Genomic DNA, 18,812 nt, shown 5'->3' on the forward strand with positions numbered 1-18,812 from the left:
ATCGATAACAAAGGACATTAATGTGATTAAGGCCATCAATATTACCTTAGATAGAGGATTAAAAAATCTCATCAGCGACTCTAGCTTTACCATTTACCCTGGTCATAAGGTAGGTTTAGTCGGCAAAAATGGTTGCGGTAAGTCATCGTTATTTGCTGCTCTGCTCGGTCAATTACAACTCGACAAAGGCGATCTGGAAATCCCTAGGCATTGGGATATTGCAACAGTGAAGCAAGAAACGCCTGCACTTAGCAAAAGCGCCTTAGATTACGTTATCGATGGTGACCATGAATATCGTCAATTAGAGCACCACTTAGAGCAAGCGCGCGCTAGCCAAGATGGCCATAAAGAAGCCGATATATTAGATAAAATTGATGCCATCGGTGGGTATTCTCTTGCTGCTCGAGCTGGTGAATTACTGCATGGCTTAGGATTTAGCCAACAACAACTTAATGACAGCGTCAGTAGCTTTTCTGGTGGTTGGCGGATGCGCTTAAACTTGGCGCAAGCACTGATCAGCCGTGCCGATTTAATGTTACTGGATGAACCTACCAACCACTTAGACTTAGATGCGGTTTTATGGCTTCAACGCTGGCTTAAACAATACAATGGCACCTTAGTACTGATTTCCCATGACCGTGATTTTCTCGACGCAGTCACCAACGAAATATTGCACATCGAGCACGGTAAAGCCAAGCTTTATGCTGGAAATTATACATCGTTTGAGCGTCAACGAGCAGAGCATTTAGCGCAACAAGATGCGATGTATCAAAAACAACAAAAAGAAATTAAGCACTTAACATCATTTGTTGATCGATTTCGTGCGAAAGCCTCGAAAGCCAAGCAAGCGCAAAGCAGATTAAAGCGATTAGAAAAACTCCCAGATCTCATGCCAGCCCATGTCGATAGCCAGTTCAGCTTTCAATTTGAAAATCCCGACTACATGCCCTATCCATTATTAGCCATCGACCAAGGTGATTGCGGCTATGGTGACAACAGCAAAATTCTGAGCCAGGTGAAATTGGATCTAGTACCAGGTAGCCGTATCGGCTTGCTTGGTCGTAACGGTGCCGGTAAGTCGACGCTGATAAAATCATTAGCTGGTGAATTAGCGCTATTAGCAGGTACCCGTTTTAGTGCCCAAGAGCTTAACATTGGCTATTTTTCACAGCACCAACTCGAACAATTGCGCATGGACGACACTGCGCTAAATCAAGTGTTGCTCGCGCATCCCGACTTTACCGAACTACAAGGACGCAACCATTTAGGTCGCTTTGGCTTTAGCGGCGAGCAAGCCTTGAACATTATTAAAACCATGTCCGGAGGCGAAAAAGCCCGTTTAGTGTTAGCACTTATCGTATTGCAAAAGCCACAAATATTACTTCTCGATGAGCCCACCAACCACTTAGATTTAGAAATGCGTCAAGCACTGGTAATGGCGTTACAAGAGTTTGATGGTGCGATTATTTTGATTGCCCATGATCGCTACTTGCTCGAATCATGTGTCGATGAGTTTTATTTAGTTGGTAACGGTCGCGTTGAAACCTTTAAAGGGGACATCGATGATTATCAAAAATGGCTCGACGATGATAAAAAGTCAGCCCAACAACAGAGCAAAGGGACGAATACAAGCAACGATAAGGTCGATAAAAAAGAGCAACGTCGCGCCCAAGCTGAACTGCGCAAAAAAGCGGCTCCATTAAAAAAACAAGCCGATAAGCTCGAAATGCAAATCGAAAGCTGGCAGCAACAGCTTGATGCAGTCGAACAACAAATGGCAGACCCAGCAACGTATGACGACCAAAATAAGGTTCTGCTCGCTGACTTGCTTGAGCAACAAGCTAACCTAAAGCCTAAACTTGAACAAGCCGAGGAGCAATGGATGGAGTTGCTTGAGCAAATAGAAGACATTATGGGGCAAGCATAGCGCTGGCAAACCGCGCATGCCGGTAACAGGTTTTTAGCGACCAAGTTCCCCGTTTTATAGTACACAGGCTATAGTTGTCAGTAGTAAACGCTTTTGCACTCACCGCTGTTAGGTGCATTTTATAAGTAAAAAACGTTTTATATTCGCGAGATAGGTAACATGAAAAAGCATGTCTCGCCCAAAGGAGTCAAACCATGAAAAAAGCCATCTCTTTTGCCATTCTAGCCGCCGCTGTAAATTTTGGCTGCCAAGAACCAACGACAAGTGAGCAAGCCCCAATGGATAACCTAAAACTCACCGGACAACAATGGACATTAAGCCTATTAAACGGCGAAGCCGCTAGCTTAGGCGATATGGATCAAGCATTATTTATCGAGTTCATCGAAGCGGATGCGACCTTTCGAGGTTTTGCCGGCTGTAACAATTACTCGGGCAACTATAGTCAAGATGGTAACAATTTAGAGTTCGGTCAATCTCGAGCCACCAAGAAGTTCTGCCAGCAAGGAAGTGATATTGAAGATCAATATCTTAGTGCGCTGACAGATATCAGCAGCTACCAAATTAACGGTGATGTATTAACGCTGATCAACAGCAATAATGACGAGGTCGCTGTTTACACTGCACAAGCAACGGATAAATAACGATAACCAATTCGCTGTCGGTTATGGCTAGGTATTCATCGCTAGTTTCAGTATAATCGGCAGCAAATAACAACCTTGTTCGCCACGTATTAGATGACTTATCCCAGTAACTTCCAACCAGCCTGGTGGCTTAAAAATCGTCACCTCCAAACCATGGCAGGTAAGTTATTCCGTAAAAACCTGCAACTTAACATAATCAATGAAACCATCGAACTACCTGATGGTGACTTTGTTGATTTAGCGTGGACAGAAGACGCTAATCTGAACAAGGACAAACCCATTGTTTATGTATTGCATGGGCTTGAAGGCTCAATTGATAGTCATTATGCCAAAGGTATGATGCATGCAATACAGCAACGCGGCTGGATTGGCTTGTTAATGCACTTTCGCGGCTGTTCAGGGAAACCGAATCGCTATGGGCCAAGCTATCACAGCGGTGACACCTTTGATATTCACTATTGCGTTGATTTCTTAAAGCCGCGTTTTGCCAATCGCCCATTAGGTATCATGGGTTTTTCATTAGGCGGTAACGTTCTCGCCAATTATTTGGCTGAAGATGAACATCACCCTTTTGCTAGCGCGGCAATCATTTGTGCACCATTACATTTAAGTAGCTGTAGCTCTCGTATTGGCCAAGGTTTTTCCAAGGTTTACCAAAAGTATTTAGTAGACATGCTGAAAAACAGTACCCAACAAAAGATAAACCTGGGCTTAATCAAGCACATTGATAAAAACGAACTGGCAGGCATCCGAAAACTGGCCGACTTTGATGAAAAAGTCACGGCGCCAATTCATGGCTTTCAAAATGCCGAGGATTATTATCAACAAGTCAGTGGTTTATATAAACTGGATAAAGTCACCACACCGACGTTAATTATCCACGCTCTTGATGATCCTTTCTTGTGCCATGAATTTGTTACACAGATCCCCGACAATCCAAAGCTTACCGTGGAGTTGAGCCCCTATGGTGGTCACGTGGGTTTTATCGCCGGTAAAAATCCGTTAAAGCCTGAATTTTATCTAGACCAGCGCGTCCTAGATTACCTATCTGAGCAGTGGTAACACTATGATCATTCCGATATCTGCGATTAGTGTGGAAGCATTAGATAATATCATCGAATCATTTGTGCTAAGAGAAGGCACCGATTACGGCGATCAAGAGATTTCGCTAGTAGCCAAGAAACAGCAAATCTTACAACAGCTACAACAAGGTGAATTAGTGTTGGTCTATTCCGAGCTCTACGAGACGGTAAACATTATGCTACGCCAACAATTCGACGCCGAAAACAACGCTTAGAACAGTGATAAAACATGGCGATGCTACGCGAAACCGTAATTCGTGCAAATTAACCGTAACATCGCTATTGGTGACAGATTACTCTAGGCCAAACGTCAACACAAAGCTTACAGGAACAGCTTTACTGATATGTGGCAAACCGGCAATTTCTGTTAACTTTGCAATACCATCATCAAAACCAAAGTCACTGGCATTGACCAACAATGGCGTTACCGCGCTGACAATGAGCTGCTTATCGTTAACATAAACAATCAGAACTTCGCTATCATACGCTTGACTGGTACCGTGCATCGTTACCGTGATAGGCAACGTAAGATGATGCACATCGCCTACTTTCAGCTTGTCTAAAAAGTCCTGTTCAAGCTGGCTGCTGATTGTTGTCTTTGGATAGGTTGCCACATTAAACAGCATATCTTTCATGCGTGTATCGCGGATCTCAATGCTGGTATTCACGCTGGATAGGTCGATCTCAACGGTGGCTAATCCCGTTTCACTGATCGCTCCCGACAACTGATTAAAGCTATGAGCTTCAGCTATCTCATGTTTTTTTATGCTGATAAAGCTTATCGTTGACTGCTCATTGTCTAATTGCCAATCTGCTAAGACAGAGCCACTGCACAACAGTAAAAGCGTTGATAATACAATCTTGCACCATTTCATGGGTAGCACCTCACGTTAAAGTCTAAGTAGGAAAACATCCAAAGCACCTAACCTATACTAGTCTAAAAAATCCGAGTGCACGGGTGTTTGATGATGACTTTTTGCCAATCTATCGACTGATTGCCTAAGCCAATAAAGTCGGGGTTCATCAAACTTTCACGTTGATTATAAGATAACGGTCGTAATTGACTATCTAAAATAGTGCCGCCGGCTTCTTCCAGAATAATCTGACTAGCGCCGGTATCCCACTCCCCTGTTGGACCTATACGAATATAACAGTCGGTACTGCCCTCAGCGATTTGACAACTCTTTAAGGAACAACTGCCAAGCGGTAGATGTTGATATTGATAATTCGCATTTAAGAACTTTTCGATAACAGCGACGTTTTGTCGCCTCGAAACACCAATATTGAGTGCTCGTACTCCATCGTATTCGGCGACATGTATTGGCTGAGCACCATGACCAATATCTTTAAACGTGCCTTGCCCTTGCCTCGCATAATAAAGCCAGTCATGCGCGGGTGCATAAATCACACCTATGGTTGGCCAATTATTTTCAACCAAAGCGATATTCACCGCAAAGTCACCGCTACCAGCAATAAATTCACCCGTGCCATCAATTGGGTCAAGCAACCAATAACAAGGCCAAGCTTGCCGCTGTGCTAATGGTACTTGAACACTTTCTTCAGAAATAATGGGGATATTCGGGGTGTGTTGCTGCAAATGCGCCATCAACACCCTATTAGCGGCTAAATCCGCACTGGTGACTGGCGAGTCATCAGCTTTGTGGTACTTTTCAAAGTTACCTTGTTGATAAAAGCGCATAACTTCTTCACCAGCTAACTTGGCCGCGGTTATGGCAATCATCAACAACTGTTGTTTATCCATTAGTTACCTTGCAATTTATCGAGCAATAGCATCAGCGCACTAATGCTGCGTGCTTCTGTGAAATCAGGCTGTGCAAGCAATGACTGATAATCACTCAACTGCCAGTGCACAATTTGCAAAGGTTCGGGTTCATCACCTTGCAAAGGGCTTTCGTATAAGCCTCGCGCGACAAATAAATCCATTGTCGCGTTAAAAAATGCTGGCGCTAAGCTGACTTGATGCAGATATTCAATCGACGTTGCTGCCATACCAATTTCTTCTCGCATCTCACGATTAGCCGCTTCAGCAGGCTGTTCGCCCGGATCAATTAATCCTTTGGGGAAGCCAAGTTGATAAGAGTGCGTCCCAGCACAATATTCGCGAATAAGGACAATCGTGTCATCATCAAGTAACGGTACAATCAATACTGCACCACGGCCGCTGCCTTTAATTTTTTCATAGGTTCGTTGTTCACCATTACTAAAGGTCAAATCAACCGCTTCGACAGTCACCAAACGACTCTTGGCGATATCTTTACTGGCGGTAATTTCTGGCAACGTTAACTTCTGCTCGTTATTCATCAACTTCTAATCTGTATTTATTATTGCTAGGAAAGCACCGAGCTTTACTATGCGCCTATAATAAACGTAGCAAAAGTCGAGTGCATAATGAATAATATACGCAAATGATTAGCGAATGGACAGACTATTTCATGTTGCAATGGGCAAAAATCGATACCGTTCTATTAGATATGGACGGCACAATCTTAGATTTACATTTTGATAATTATTTTTGGTTGCAGCATTTGCCACTACGTTACGCAGAATCAAAACACATTTCCCTTGAGCAAGCCAAAAACTTTCTGAAACAACGCTATCTCGATGTCGAAGGGACGATTTCCTGGTACTGCCTTGATTATTGGGCAGAGCAAATAGATATGCCCATCACCGAACTTAAACGGGAAATAGATCATCTGATTCAGCTACGAGATGATGCTCATGATTTTTTAACGGCGCTCAAACAAAGTGGTCGCCAGGTGGTTTTAGTCACTAACGCCCACCCAGATAGCTTGTCATTGAAGATTGAAAAGACGGCCCTAGATCAATATTTCGACGAACTGATTTCATGCCATCAATTTCAAGTAAGTAAAGAATCCCAAAGCTTATGGCAACAACTACAAGCGCATCTAAAATTCGACAAACAACGCACCTTGTTTGTTGATGATAGCCTACCCATTCTTGATGCCGCTAAAACCTTTGGTATTGAGTACTTGCTTGCGGTTGCTAACCCAGATAGTAAACAGCCGATAAGAGAAGTGATGAACTACCCGTTTATTACCGACTACCGCCAGTTGATAACTGACATAATTAACAACCCGGTAAGCCATTAAGGTTCACAGCGTAGACGATAGAGCCCGGCTAACTAGATGATTGAACATTTAGAAACTCAGCGATTTTAACGTAAGTTTCATGACATTCATTGGCAACCAACTCATGCAGTAGCATGTAGGCATGGATCATATCTGGCAATTGATGATGCTGAGCCTCTACCCCTGCGCGGCGCAACATTTGATAATACGCTTCGCCTTCATCACGTAGCGGGTCACAGCCAGCAGTAATCACCAAGGTTGCCGGTAGTTGCTTAGAAAACGACTGCAATAATGGCGAAGCCGCACGGAGCAACTGAGTATCAGCTTCGCCGTTAAAATACTGCTGAAAATACCACGCTATTTTTTCTTTTTGCAATAAAAAACCATCACCATTTTCTTCTATTGATGGCTGACTCATGGTGTAGTCTACACTCGGGTATATCAGCACTTGCTTATCAATAGTAACCTCAGCAGCACTTTGGCATCGGTGCGCAAGCGTCGTACAAATCGCCCCTCCTGCACTATCGCCAATAATCGATACCTTAGGCTGATACAATAACCCTTCAAGCACTTGTTGATAATGCTTTAAGGCAAACATACTGTCTTCAATACCCGCCGGATAAGGATGCTCCGGTGCTAAGCGATAATCAATCGCGATAACGATCATATTGCAATACTTAGCAAGTTGCCGGCTGACCGGGTCGTAAAGTTCAATGCTACCGCACATATGTCCACCACCATGAAAATGTAACAACACCGGCAGTGGCTTACTGGGTTGCGGATGATAAACTCGTGCAGGGATTATTTGCTCGCCATTAGTAAATTGACGCTCCACTACCAATTCAATCTCGGGACTATCATTCATAAAAGCTGCTAGGTTATCCAAGTTAGTGCGTGTTGTTGCTACATCAAACGGGATGTTCTGTGCTTTCATCTCGGCGACAGCTTGATTTACTTGCTCAAGCAGAGGCTTTAGTTTGTCCGATACTTGTCCTCTCATGCCATACGCTCCTCAGTTTTACGCTGAAGTTTCGGGTTGGTTTCTGGCAAAAAGTAACTGCCAATAAAGAAAGTCAAACTTAATACACTAATCATCATCAGCGATGGCGTATAATCGCCCTGATATATATCAACCAAGCGACCAAACAACCACAACACAATGGTTGCAGCTAGATAGCTGATAGAGTAAAACAGACTAAAGATCACCGTCACCCGGGCGCCGGTCATGCCAGGCATTTCGTGAGGAATCGACACCAATGCAGTCACAGGGAAGAAGATAAAAAAGCCCAATACCATAGCACAAAACATTTGCAGCCAAGCCGATGTACTAAACGACAAGCCAACTAAGCTAATGGTCATCAGTAGACCTGACCAACGGATAACCGGAATACGCTGTTTTATCTTATTGCTGTAAATAATGCCTGCTAAGGTGCCAATAATGCCAAAACCAATCACCCATTTACTTTGACTGATGCCAGCCTCTGGGTAAAAGGTGAATAAACAAATATAAAAGGTAAGCAAGCCTGAATAGGTAAAAGAGTATGCCCAATTAAATTTATCACGAAAGCCTTGCGCATAACTGTAGCCCTGCGGCTCTGTGACCAAGTGCTTTTTATCAGGCTCGGTTGTATCAAACTTTACCAACAACCAAACCGCTGCCAACACCACACTGGCCAGTGAAAACAATATCAAGCTTAGTTGCCAACTACCCGTTAGCTGATTTAGATCAGTCATAAGCCACAAGATAACACCGGTACCAACGTTAAAGGCGACAGCATTTAAGCCATTAACCACTGGACGCTGCTCTGCATCAAACCAATGCAAGACAATGGGGTTAAAATAGACCACCATAAACGCACCACCCAATCCCATTAAAAAACGACTTATTAGCAACACTTCATAGTTAGGCGCGTAGGGGGTTAGTAAACCAATAACAATCAACATGCTGGCAATAAAAAATGCCATTTTTATGCCAAATTTAATGGCTAACCAAGCGGCACCGAATGTACCAACAATTTTGGCTAAGGTGACGGCACCACTGATAAAGCTTGCAGAAGCTAGACTGTCAATTTGCATGGCACTCATAATTTGGCTCATGCTCGCTGTACCACCTACCCATGCCATGGCGAACAGTACATAGCTAAAAAAAACCAGGGCTTCGACCACGTATTTATTGGTTATTTTCATCAGATCACTTCACTAATAGAACGATAGTGCAGATAGCCTAACGTACGACAGGTCAAAAATAACTACTACCTTAGTGTCATATATTGAGGTAAGTTAACGGGTATTATCTTTATAACAATTCCTATAACGACAGATAAGATAAGGTTTTTTGTGTTAGCTTGGCAGTCTATTAATACCTGGTTCGTGACGCTTCTTTCGGTTTGCTATTTATTGGTGTTGTTTATTGTCGCCTATTGGGGGCAAAAACAAAGTAAACTGAGTCATAAGCCATGGGTATACAGCTTGGCGCTCGGTGTGAGTTGCAGTTCGTGGGCGTTTTATGGCACGGTGGGTCAAGCCGCATCAACAGGTGAGTGGCTAGCCCCCATCTACATTGGTAGCATTTTTTGCTTTGTCATTGGCTGGCCGATGCTGCTAAAAACATTACACATTATCAAGAAGCAAAATCTCACATCGATTGCCGACTTCATCGCCTGCCGTTACGATAAATCTCCCTACATAGCCGGTATAGTAACTATTGTCGCGTTAATCGGCATTATTCCTTATATATCATTACAATTGCGCGCCATAGGCAGTAGTTTTGATTTATTAACTGGTACCTATCAGCAGGGAGTTAGCACGTCACTTGTGGTGACATTAGTGCTCATCGTCTTCAGTATTTTGTTTGGTGCCCGGCAATTATCGGCGAGTAAACAAAGCCCTGGCCTTGTCTTAGCAATTGCATTCAGCTCTGTGGTGAAATTATTCGCGTTAACAGCGGTTGGTATCTTTGCCACGTTCTTTGTGTTTGACGGATTTTCAGATCTTATAAACCAGCACCATCAACTTAACAACAATTGGCAGCAAAGTTCTAGCTATTTCGCCCTGTCGCAAGCCATATTGGGCGCCATTACAATTTTCATCTTACCGCAACAGTTTCATATGATGATGATTGAAAATCAAAGTGAGCGTCAGCTGAAAACGGCCCGTTGGTTATTTCCTTTGTATTTGATCGCAATCAACGTGTTCATCTTACCTATTGCGATTGCTGGACAACTTAATTTTCCAGGGGGAAGTGTTAACCCCGATAGCTTTGTTTTAAGTTTGCCATTATTTTATCAGCACGCATGGCTTGGTGCTTTAGTATACATAGGTGGTTTAGCTGCAGCCACCAGCATGGTCGTCGTTGCAGCCATCGTATTAAGTACCATGATCACCACAGAAGTGCTCACACCGATATTATTAAAACTTCGCTTTGCCGAGGAAAAAGCCAGCGGTCAATTATCAACAACCTTACTTAACTTGCGTCGTGGAGCAATCGCCGGGACTCTTATTTTAGCCTTTGCTTTTGAGCGCGTTGTTGGCGGCAATAGCCATTTAGCAAGCATTGGCCTTATCTCGTTTGTATTGTTATCGCAATTTGCACCTGCGCTAATCGGTGCCCTTTATTGGCGAAAAGCGACCTACAAAGCCGCTTTGGTTAGTATCCTTGCTGGCGCATGTGTCTGGCTGTATACCTTATTGTTGCCACTACTTCAGCCTGACATGAGCTGGGTAAATCATGGTCCTTGGCAAGTAGCTTGGCTTAAACCCAATGCGTTATTCGGTATCAGCAAATTAGATGACATTAGCCATGGCTTACTATTTAGCTTACTGGTTAATCTTGTCTGCTTTGTTGTTATTTCATTACTGAGTAAGCGTAGCGTTAGCGAAAAACTGCAAGCTGAGTTATTTATTAATAAAAAACACCGCCAATTAGAGCGCCATCTAACACCTAAAGATCTTTATCTATTGCTGCAACGATTTATCGATAAACAAGCGGCCGACGATCTCCTCATCTACGCTAAGCAACAGCAGCTAACAACAAAGCAACAGCACCAACAATTGATTGATTACACGCGTTTACAACTCTCCGGCGTATTGGGTTCAGCCTCAACACGAATGGTCATGCGTGCCGCAAGCTCAGCTGAAGACGTACCATTAGATGAGGTCGCCAGCATTGTTGATGAAGCCAGTCAGGTACTGCAATTTAATCGTGAATTATTGCAATCAGGGGTTGAGAATATTGACCAAGGCATTAGCGTTATTGATGCCGATATGCGCTTAGTAGCCTGGAATCGTAAGTATATTGAATTACTCGATTATCCTGCGGACTTTATTGTTGCAGGCATCCCTGTAAGTGAGTTACTACGCTTTAATATCAATCGTGGCATTATTGTCGGTGATAACCCTGAGACACTGATTGATAAACGTATCGCTCATATGCGAGCTGGCAAAAATCATTATATCCAGCGTCTCATGCCCAATGGCCGGGTTTTAGAGATTCGTGGGCAAGCGATGCCTGGTGGTGGTTTTGTTAGCACCTTTAGCGACATTACCCAACATATTGAGGCCGAAAAGGCGTTACAGCAAGCTAACGAAACCTTAGAAAAACGTGTCGCAAGTCGCACCGAAGAACTGCAAAGAGCCAAAGCAGAAGCGGAAGCCGCCAATCGCAGTAAAACCCGATTTTTAGCCGCTGCAAGCCATGATTTAATGCAGCCGTTTAATGCGCTTACCTTATTTACCGACATGTTAAAAGCGAAAGTAAAAGATCAAGAACTGCGCAAATTAGCCAATAACATAGATGACTCATTGAATGTGGTCGAAGCGTTACTGTCTGACTTGGTTGAAATTTCACGATTGGATAATGCCAAATATCAAGCGACACCATCGACATTTGCAATCAATGAGTTGTTAACACCACTAAAAAATGAGTTTTCGCTATTGGCAAAGCAAGCCAATATTGAATTTCATTTTGTCTTATCTCAGTGCCATGTGCATAGTGACCAGCGCTTATTGCGCCGGATCATCCAAAACTTCTTATCCAATGCCGTTCATTATTGCCAAGACTCCAATAATCCCCTTGGTAAAACGGCGAAAATACTATTCGGAGTGCGTCGCCAGGGTCATCAGTTACGAATTGAAGTATGGGATAACGGGCCAGGCATCGCAGAAGACAAACTACAACTGATTTTTGCTGAATTTGAGCGCCTCCCGCAAACTCGAGAAATACCCGGTTTAGGGCTAGGGTTAGCCATTTCTGAACGTATTGCGAAAATACTTGGATTGCGTATTAGTGTTCGCTCAAGCCTAGGCAAAGGTACGGTTTTTGCGATCAATGTACCACTCGCTCACGACAAACCAAAATCATTAGCGCTTGCGCCGGCCACCCATAGCGACACTGAAGTAAATAAGCCAAACGACCCATTAAATATCACTGCGTTAATATTGGACAATGATCCATTAATGCTCACGGCATTATCATCACAGCTCGAACAATGGGGTTGTCAGGTACTGAGTGCCTCCAACCCACAAGTTATCGAACGACATGTTGAACAAATTAACCAGCCACCAAGTATTATCGTTGCTGACTACCACCTTGATGATGCCCAAAACGGTGTCGATGTATTTCGTCAATTATTAGCAGAGCAAGGGTGGCATGTGCCATGTGTTATATGTTCAGCGGATCCATCAGAGCAAGTTCGAGAGCATACCAGTAGCGCTCATTTTCATTTTTTACGCAAACCAATTAAACCACTCGCGCTCAAAAGGTTAATAAAGCAAGTCGTTGCAGCAAACGTTAAATAGAGCCTAGCTAGGCAATTTGTGACACCTGACTAGCTTGGCTTAGCTGCTGATACTTTAAGCCAGCCATGGTCCGATTATTGACCTCAAGCTTTTGTAAAATCGCTGAAACATGCTTTTTAACCGTCGTTTCTTTAATGTCGAGTTCATAGGCGATTTGTTTATTGAGCTGACCATCTGCAATCATTTGTAAAACAACGTATTGCTGTGGGGTTAACTGAGACAATTGCTGCGCAAGTTGTTTGTGCGGATTTGATGCGACACGCTGCGTGCTAATATCAATGTGCGCAGGTAACCAGACACCTCCGTCAAGTACCGTCATGATCGCTTGATTAATCATGGTTAAATCAGCTGATTTTGGAATAAAGGCCGCTGCGCCAAAATCGATTGCCGTTAACATGGTGTTTGGTTCATCATCAGAAGAGACCATAATTACCACAACATCTGGATAATGATTCTGTAGTTGAGCCAAACCGGTGAAACCATTATTACCCGGCATATGTAAGTCCAAAAATACAATTTCTATGCTGTCGGTTGAACCCAATAATGCCAGTAATTCCTCGAATGTCTCCGCTTCAAGGGTCACTGTATCGTTGAAAACGTCACTGATTGCCTGTTTTAAGGCAGCGCGAAACAAGGGGTGATCATCAGCAATGACAATGTTGTTATTATTCATTTTCAATCCTTGGCGATTACAAAAATTCAAGCAAAAAGAGCTGACTTGTGCCAGCTCTTTGTTAGTTATAATTTTAATTGCCTATAAACTCAACAACTAAAATTGATACCCCACGGTTAGGCTAACGGTGCGAGGGTCACCGTAGTATGCGATAAGAGTATTATCGCCGCCTAATCCTGGAATATAACCACCACCTTCTATCGGTGCCACGAATTGGTAACCACCAATCATATATTCTTCATCGGTTAAGTTTTTGCCGTGCAAACCAACACGCCAATGTCCATCATCACTTAACCAGTTAACACCCATATTGAAAATACCGTAGCCGTCTTGTGTTAATAGACTATCTTCTTCAAACAACACGTAGTCATCACGGTAGTAATAGCTGGCGTTAAAGACAAAATCACCAACACTAGAAGACAATATATATTCTGCACCTAAGTTATAGGTGTAATCTGGCGTATTAGAAATAGTAAAGCGATCTGATTTATCAAACGGGTTACCGTTAGCATCAAAATCAATCACCTCTTTAAAGTCTGAATCAATGGTACCTAAGCTTGCCATTAACATCAGGTTTTCTGTCGCAAGGTACATTAATTCCATTTCAACACCGGTGGCATCCGAGCTACCAACATTACCCAAGCGCTGATTTAAGTCTGATGCGGAGTCGCCCGGCAAGACCGAGATATATTGGCGATCTTTATGATCTAGGCTAAACAAGGTCACGTTGGCACGTAAACTGTTGTCTAACCATTCACTCTTCATACCGATTTCATATGAATCGACGTTTTCAGGATCTGCTGCCGATTCAGCCGTTGATGCGCGTGGATTAAAAGTACCTGATTTAAAGCCTTGAGCAAAACTTGCAAAGAACATTAAATCACGATGCGCTTGATACTCAACACCAATACGCGGAGTAAATTTAGACCAATCCTGTTTATCGTTTAAAACCTCAGGTACTAAGTCGCCTTCAGGGCGAGCATAACCGGGTACCCAACCTGACCAAGGATACACTGTATCAAAAATCAAGCCATTGTTTACGTAGGCTTCTTTTTCATCTTTGGTGTAGCGCGCACCTGCCGTCATCGACCATTGGTCAGTAAAGTCGTAACTTAATTGTGCATATACCGCCTTACTGGTGGAATTGTTACAACCGCTTACTTCACGGGTTAAGCCTGGGGTACCGATGGCATTACCTAGCACTTCTAAAATGGCATCAAACACACCGCATGACTCGCCATCGTAGTAATATAAACCAGAAACAAATTTATAATCATCACCTACGGTATTAAATTGTAATTCGTGCGTTGTTTGCTCGTCATCATAAACTGCTGGTACATCGAAGATTCGTAATGGTGTATTGTCAAAGTCGATATTGGTTGGTGAATAACTTTCGCGAGACGAGGCGATATATTTTAACGTACTCACATCTGATACATCCCATTCAGCTGTTAAGCTAACCCCTTCCAACTCAACTTTATTCCAGGTCGGCATACTGGTATATGAATCATAAACGCTATCAGGTACTGGTGCATCGGTTAGAATACTTGGCAACAAGCGGTAACCACCTTTGGCGTTAGAGTCATCTTCGGTTTTGTCATAGTTAAGTTTGAAAAATAACTCATCGATAGGACGATATTCTAAGGTAATACGGCCAGCAACCAGATCCTTGTTGTAGTTTTCTTTATCCTGACCATCTAAATCAGATATTAAATATTCACCAAAACCGTCACGCTGCAATGTCGCCGCGCCAAAGCCAAAGTAAAGTTTGTCTTCTATCAGAGGGATTTGACCAGTCACTTTTAAGTCGCGCTGATTATAGCTACCTATGCTACCTTGCACATTGAATTCAGTATCACCTGACATGTTTTTAGTGACATATTTTATTGCCCCGCCAATGGTGTTTTTACCATAGAGTGTTCCTTGCGGACCACGCAAAACTTCCACCCGTTCAACATCAAGAATATCTAGTACCGCGCCCTGTGGGCGAGCGATGTAAACATCATCAATGTAAATACCTACACCTGGCTCATAACCCCATAACGGGTCTTGCTGACCAACCCCACGAATAAACGCGGTAATGGTGGAGTTGGTGCCACGACTACGCTGTAACGTTGTATTTGGAGAAAATTGTTGAATTTCGGTGATGACCTCAATGCCTCGATCAGCAATGTCTTCAGCGCCTAATGATGTCACCGCAACGGGTACTTCTTGCAATCGTTCAACAGACTTTCGCGCTGTCACTTCAATCACTTCTAATTGAGTACCGGAGGCCTTCGCTTCAGATGCCTCCTCTGCTAACGCACTGCTGTTACTCAATGCCGCAGCGACAGCTAATGCTAGACAGCTTAAGTTTTTACGCTTTTGTTCCATAACATTCCCCAAGTTACTTTTTATAATATTGCCGATCATTGAATGGCTTTTTAGTTGTTTTACACTGTAAACCATGCTTAACAAAAAAGAATGTGTACTATAGTAGTACGCCACCAACACCCGCTATCTCATTGTTATTATTGTTTTTTGTTTAATATCTATTTATTCAAGTGCCAGAAAGCAATGATATGCTGTGAGGCACTGACGTTTGCCGTTAAAATGTACGGGTTAGTCTTTTCACGCGCTTGCTGTTGATCAATGAAAAAGCCATGACCTCCCCCTTCTAATTCGATTAACTCCAGCATCACATCCGACTGATTATGCCATCTTGTATGCTTATAGCCCGCCTTATTTTCAGCTTGGTATGTTAACATTTGATCGGTTTCGCCAAGCCATTGTTGAGTGATAGCTCGGGCATTTTTAGGATTAACAACGCGATCATCTGCACCAGCCCAAACGGATAAACGAGGCAGAGTTTGCTTGGCTGAATTGATACTTGCGTTAGCAGGTTTCGTCAAAGCACTTTGCTGAGGATTGGGACCATGGCGCATACACGCTATCGCTTTGGTTAAATTGTCTGCACATGGATACGGTATGCCTGCAACAATGGCTCCGCCGGTGACCAAATCGGCATAGTGATGAATAAAAGCACTTGCCATCGCACCGCCTGCCGATAAACCAACAATATAAAATTGTTGATCACCGGCAGGGGCACTAGCGAGCATCATATTTTTTAATGACAATAATTCCCCAGAATCTTTGCTGGTATCTTGCGGTGAAAACCAGTTAAAACATCCTTGAATATTATTTTTGCTACTTTGTTGCGGCACCAGCAGGTTAAAGTTGTGTTGTTTCGCAAGCGCTAAGAAGCCGCTATCTATCGCAAATTGCTGTCCCTCTTGGGTACAACCATGCAGCAATACCACCGTTGCCTCAGCATCGGCTTTAGCTTTATAGTAGCTTGCGGTGAGCTCACCAGGATTAGCGCCAAAGTCGACTAATGGCGTAAACGTTGGTACGGCCATTGTGTGAAAAGCGCATAGTGCTGCCAATCCAGATAGGTAACGTTTTATTGCTTTCATGTTTATCCCTCAAACGACTGTTATACCAATCACATTAAGCTATTGCTCACTCAGTGAGAATTTAACTCTGAGTTGGGCACAAACATAGTCTAATTGGTTTAATTGGTATCATTGCTATTTTGATTATTGTGCCGTCCAAGCACCATCCATAGGTAACGCCGCACCAGTTATCGAACGCGCACTATCGCGGCATAAAAATAAAATAAATTCGCCAATCTGAATAGGATCCATCATTTCCGGTAACGGTTGCTTTGCGGTGACTAAGTCGTAACTTGCTTGCTCAAAGCTAATGCCTTTTTGCTCTGCTATGGTATTGATTTGCGATTTAATTAATGGCGTATTAACCCAACCTGGACACACTGCATTAACCGTAACGCCTTGCTCAGCACACTCAATCGCCGCCACCTTTGTTAAACCAACCAGCCCATGCTTGGCAGCACAATAAGCGGCTTTATTCGCCGAAGCGACAAGGCCATGTACCGAAGCAACATTAATGACTCGCCCCCAATGATTCTCTTGCATCTTCGGTAGCGTTGCTTGCATCAAATGAAATGCCGCAGTTAAGTTAACCGCTAGAATGTCGTCCCATTTTTGTTTGGCAAAATTAACGACGCTATCAGTATGTTGAATGCCGGCATTGTTGACTAATATGTCGATGCTACCAAGTTGCTCTGTAGCGCTAGCGACCATCGCGGTTATAGCCTCAGGATCGCTTAAATCAGCGTTATCAAACACCACGTTAACCTGATAGTCTTTTGCAAATTTTTGCGCTAGCGCCTGCCCTTCGCTGGTCGGCATTAAGCCGTGCAAAATAATGTTAACGCCTTCTGCTGCAAATACGTGGGCTGTTGCCAAACCTATGCCACTGGTTGAGCCGGTAATGAGTGCTACTTTTCCTGATAACATCGAATTTATTCCAAATTTTCAAACCATTAAGTAGCAGTGTAAAGAAAACCATAGGGAAATGAATTAGTACCTTAGTACCATACACATCGCTTTCAATAATGGACATGGTGATGACCTAAAAGTAAATGCGACAAAACAAAAAGAGAGCATAAATGCTCTCTCTTGATATTAGAAATATTGCCTTTAAAGTTGCGTGATCTGATAACCTTTGTCGCGCAAACTCTGGAGAACACCTTCATTACCGACAAGGTGCATTGCCCCAACTAAAATAAACTCAACTTCATCGCTGCTGAAATACGATTCAATGTCAGCTAGCCAGTTGTTATTACGTTCGACAATGATTGACTGATACGACTGAGGGAAGTTCTGTTGCCACTCTTTACCGGCTAGGTCATAAAGTGCATCATTATCGCCTTGACGCCATGCAACCTTCATCTCACTCATCATATCGGCTAAACGATGCATATCATCTAGAGTGTAATTAATGTATTCGTCTTCAAAGCCTTTGCCTAGGTCCGCTAAAAATTCAATTTGTTCGTTTGGCAACTCTAAGTATTGAAAACGTTTGGCATCATTACTGCCACGCATACTGTAAAACATATCAACGCCAGTACCCGCAATACCGAGACGCTGTAATTCCACCATGGTTAATGTGATCGATAACAATGATGGTTTAAACACTTTAAAGTTATCGACAGGTAAACCACGTTGTTGCATATAGGTATTAAGGCGCTCTACTGTTTTAGATTGCAACACATCCGCGTAGGTGCGGCCATCTTGGTAGGTCATTTGAGCCAACATTTGCTGTTGAAACTGTGGTGTCTGAGCTTTATTGAGATCGACTTCTAACACCAGCACTTGTGATTTTTCATATGCCTGATCAAATGCAGCCGGCAGTGGATAGTCTTGTTGTCCAAGTAAATGAATGGTACCGCCAATAAATACTGTTTTACCATTTTTTTCAACTTGCCATACGGGCGATTTAGCTGTACTCACATTGCTAACGAGCAACATCAACAGCGTTAAGCTCAGAGTCCATATTTTAGTCATATATATATCCTTTTGTGTTTTGCTTTTTATATGAGCCGTTAGCCTCGTGCAAGCCTGCAATACCGGAAAAATATTCGGTATGCATTTATCTTGCTAACCAACCAGTTAAGGCATAAGCTCGCTCATGGCCTTGGACTACCTAAAACAAAAAGGCCAACTTAATGTTGGCCTT

At 43.2% G+C, this 18,812-nt stretch carries 16 protein-coding genes; 6 read left to right on the forward strand and 10 right to left on the reverse strand.

All coding sequences use genetic code 11. The features are described from left to right. The first annotated feature begins 22 nt into the window (after window positions 1-22). From ACAX20_RS13760 to ACAX20_RS13775, 4 genes are all read left to right on the forward strand, one after another. Window positions 23-1,927, forward strand: coding sequence for an ATP-binding cassette domain-containing protein (locus ACAX20_RS13760; protein WP_371187091.1), 1,905 nt, complete (start codon window positions 23-25; stop codon window positions 1,925-1,927). A gap of 194 nt (window positions 1,928-2,121) precedes the next feature. Further along, complete coding sequence (locus ACAX20_RS13765) at window positions 2,122-2,568, forward strand: META domain-containing protein (RefSeq protein ID WP_371187093.1); 447 nt, start codon at window positions 2,122-2,124, stop codon at window positions 2,566-2,568. Window positions 2,569-2,661: 93 nt separating this feature from the next. Further along, window positions 2,662-3,630 carry a hydrolase gene (locus ACAX20_RS13770; protein WP_371187095.1) on the forward strand — a complete coding sequence of 323 codons (969 nt, stop codon included), beginning with the start codon at window positions 2,662-2,664 and terminating at the stop codon, window positions 3,628-3,630. A 4-nt stretch (window positions 3,631-3,634) separates the two neighbouring features. Continuing rightward, window positions 3,635-3,865: a YheU family protein gene (locus ACAX20_RS13775; RefSeq protein WP_371187097.1), complete on the forward strand. Its 231-nt coding sequence runs from the start codon at window positions 3,635-3,637 to the stop codon at window positions 3,863-3,865. Between the two features lie 78 nt (window positions 3,866-3,943). On the opposite strand, the gene ACAX20_RS13780 is transcribed toward ACAX20_RS13775, so the two are convergent. The 3 genes from ACAX20_RS13780 to nudE form a co-directional block, all read right to left on the reverse strand. Further along, complete coding sequence (locus ACAX20_RS13780) at window positions 3,944-4,525, reverse strand: YceI family protein (protein WP_371187099.1); 582 nt, start codon at window positions 4,523-4,525, stop codon at window positions 3,944-3,946. Window positions 4,526-4,587: 62 nt separating this feature from the next. Next, window positions 4,588-5,412, reverse strand: a complete 825-nt coding sequence (gene cysQ / locus ACAX20_RS13785) for a 3'(2'),5'-bisphosphate nucleotidase CysQ (RefSeq protein ID WP_371187100.1) — start codon at window positions 5,410-5,412, stop codon at window positions 4,588-4,590. After that, window positions 5,412-5,972: an ADP compounds hydrolase NudE gene (gene nudE, locus ACAX20_RS13790; RefSeq protein ID WP_371187102.1), complete on the reverse strand. Its 561-nt coding sequence runs from the start codon at window positions 5,970-5,972 to the stop codon at window positions 5,412-5,414. The genes cysQ and nudE overlap by 1 nt, the downstream gene beginning before the upstream one ends. Window positions 5,973-6,076: 104 nt before the next feature. Here nudE and yrfG point away from each other — a divergent pair, with 104 nt between their 5' ends. Next, on the forward strand, window positions 6,077-6,781 hold the full coding sequence (yrfG, locus tag ACAX20_RS13795) for a GMP/IMP nucleotidase (protein WP_371187104.1): 705 nt from the start codon (window positions 6,077-6,079) through the stop codon (window positions 6,779-6,781). Window positions 6,782-6,809: 28 nt separating this feature from the next. Here the strand turns inward: yrfG and ACAX20_RS13800 are convergent, their stop codons facing one another. Continuing rightward, the gene (locus ACAX20_RS13800) at window positions 6,810-7,760 is read right to left on the reverse strand and encodes an alpha/beta hydrolase (RefSeq protein WP_371187106.1); all 951 of its coding nucleotides are present in this window, start codon (window positions 7,758-7,760) and stop codon (window positions 6,810-6,812) included. Continuing rightward, on the reverse strand, window positions 7,757-8,947 hold the full coding sequence (locus ACAX20_RS13805; protein ID WP_371187108.1) for a CynX/NimT family MFS transporter: 1,191 nt from the start codon (window positions 8,945-8,947) through the stop codon (window positions 7,757-7,759). The genes ACAX20_RS13800 and ACAX20_RS13805 overlap by 4 nt, the downstream gene beginning before the upstream one ends. Before the next feature lie 150 nt (window positions 8,948-9,097). On the opposite strand from ACAX20_RS13805, the gene ACAX20_RS13810 reads away from it, so the two are divergent. Further along, window positions 9,098-12,556: a PAS-domain containing protein gene (locus ACAX20_RS13810; RefSeq protein ID WP_371187110.1), complete on the forward strand. Its 3,459-nt coding sequence runs from the start codon at window positions 9,098-9,100 to the stop codon at window positions 12,554-12,556. 7 nt (window positions 12,557-12,563) lie between these two features. Here the strand turns inward: ACAX20_RS13810 and ACAX20_RS13815 are convergent, their stop codons facing one another. The 5 genes from ACAX20_RS13815 to ACAX20_RS13835 form a co-directional block, all read right to left on the reverse strand. Next, the gene (locus ACAX20_RS13815) at window positions 12,564-13,229 is read right to left on the reverse strand and encodes a response regulator (protein ID WP_371187112.1); all 666 of its coding nucleotides are present in this window, start codon (window positions 13,227-13,229) and stop codon (window positions 12,564-12,566) included. Window positions 13,230-13,325: 96 nt separating this feature from the next. Further along, window positions 13,326-15,602 carry a TonB-dependent receptor gene (locus ACAX20_RS13820; RefSeq protein WP_371187114.1) on the reverse strand — a complete coding sequence of 759 codons (2,277 nt, stop codon included), beginning with the start codon at window positions 15,600-15,602 and terminating at the stop codon, window positions 13,326-13,328. Between the two features lie 158 nt (window positions 15,603-15,760). Next, window positions 15,761-16,684, reverse strand: coding sequence for a PHB depolymerase family esterase (locus ACAX20_RS13825; RefSeq protein ID WP_371187116.1), 924 nt, complete (start codon window positions 16,682-16,684; stop codon window positions 15,761-15,763). Window positions 16,685-16,807: 123 nt separating this feature from the next. After that, window positions 16,808-17,590, reverse strand: coding sequence for a 3-hydroxybutyrate dehydrogenase (locus ACAX20_RS13830; RefSeq protein ID WP_371187118.1), 783 nt, complete (start codon window positions 17,588-17,590; stop codon window positions 16,808-16,810). A 183-nt stretch (window positions 17,591-17,773) separates the two neighbouring features. Next, a complete protein-coding gene (locus tag ACAX20_RS13835) occupies window positions 17,774-18,640 on the reverse strand; it encodes a TraB/GumN family protein (protein WP_371187119.1) in 867 nt (288 codons plus the stop codon). Window positions 18,641-18,812: the final 172 nt, after the last annotated feature.

The sequence above is a fragment of the Thalassotalea sp. Sam97 genome, assembly GCF_041379765.1.
Classification (GTDB): domain Bacteria; phylum Pseudomonadota; class Gammaproteobacteria; order Enterobacterales; family Alteromonadaceae; genus Thalassotalea_A; species Thalassotalea_A maritima.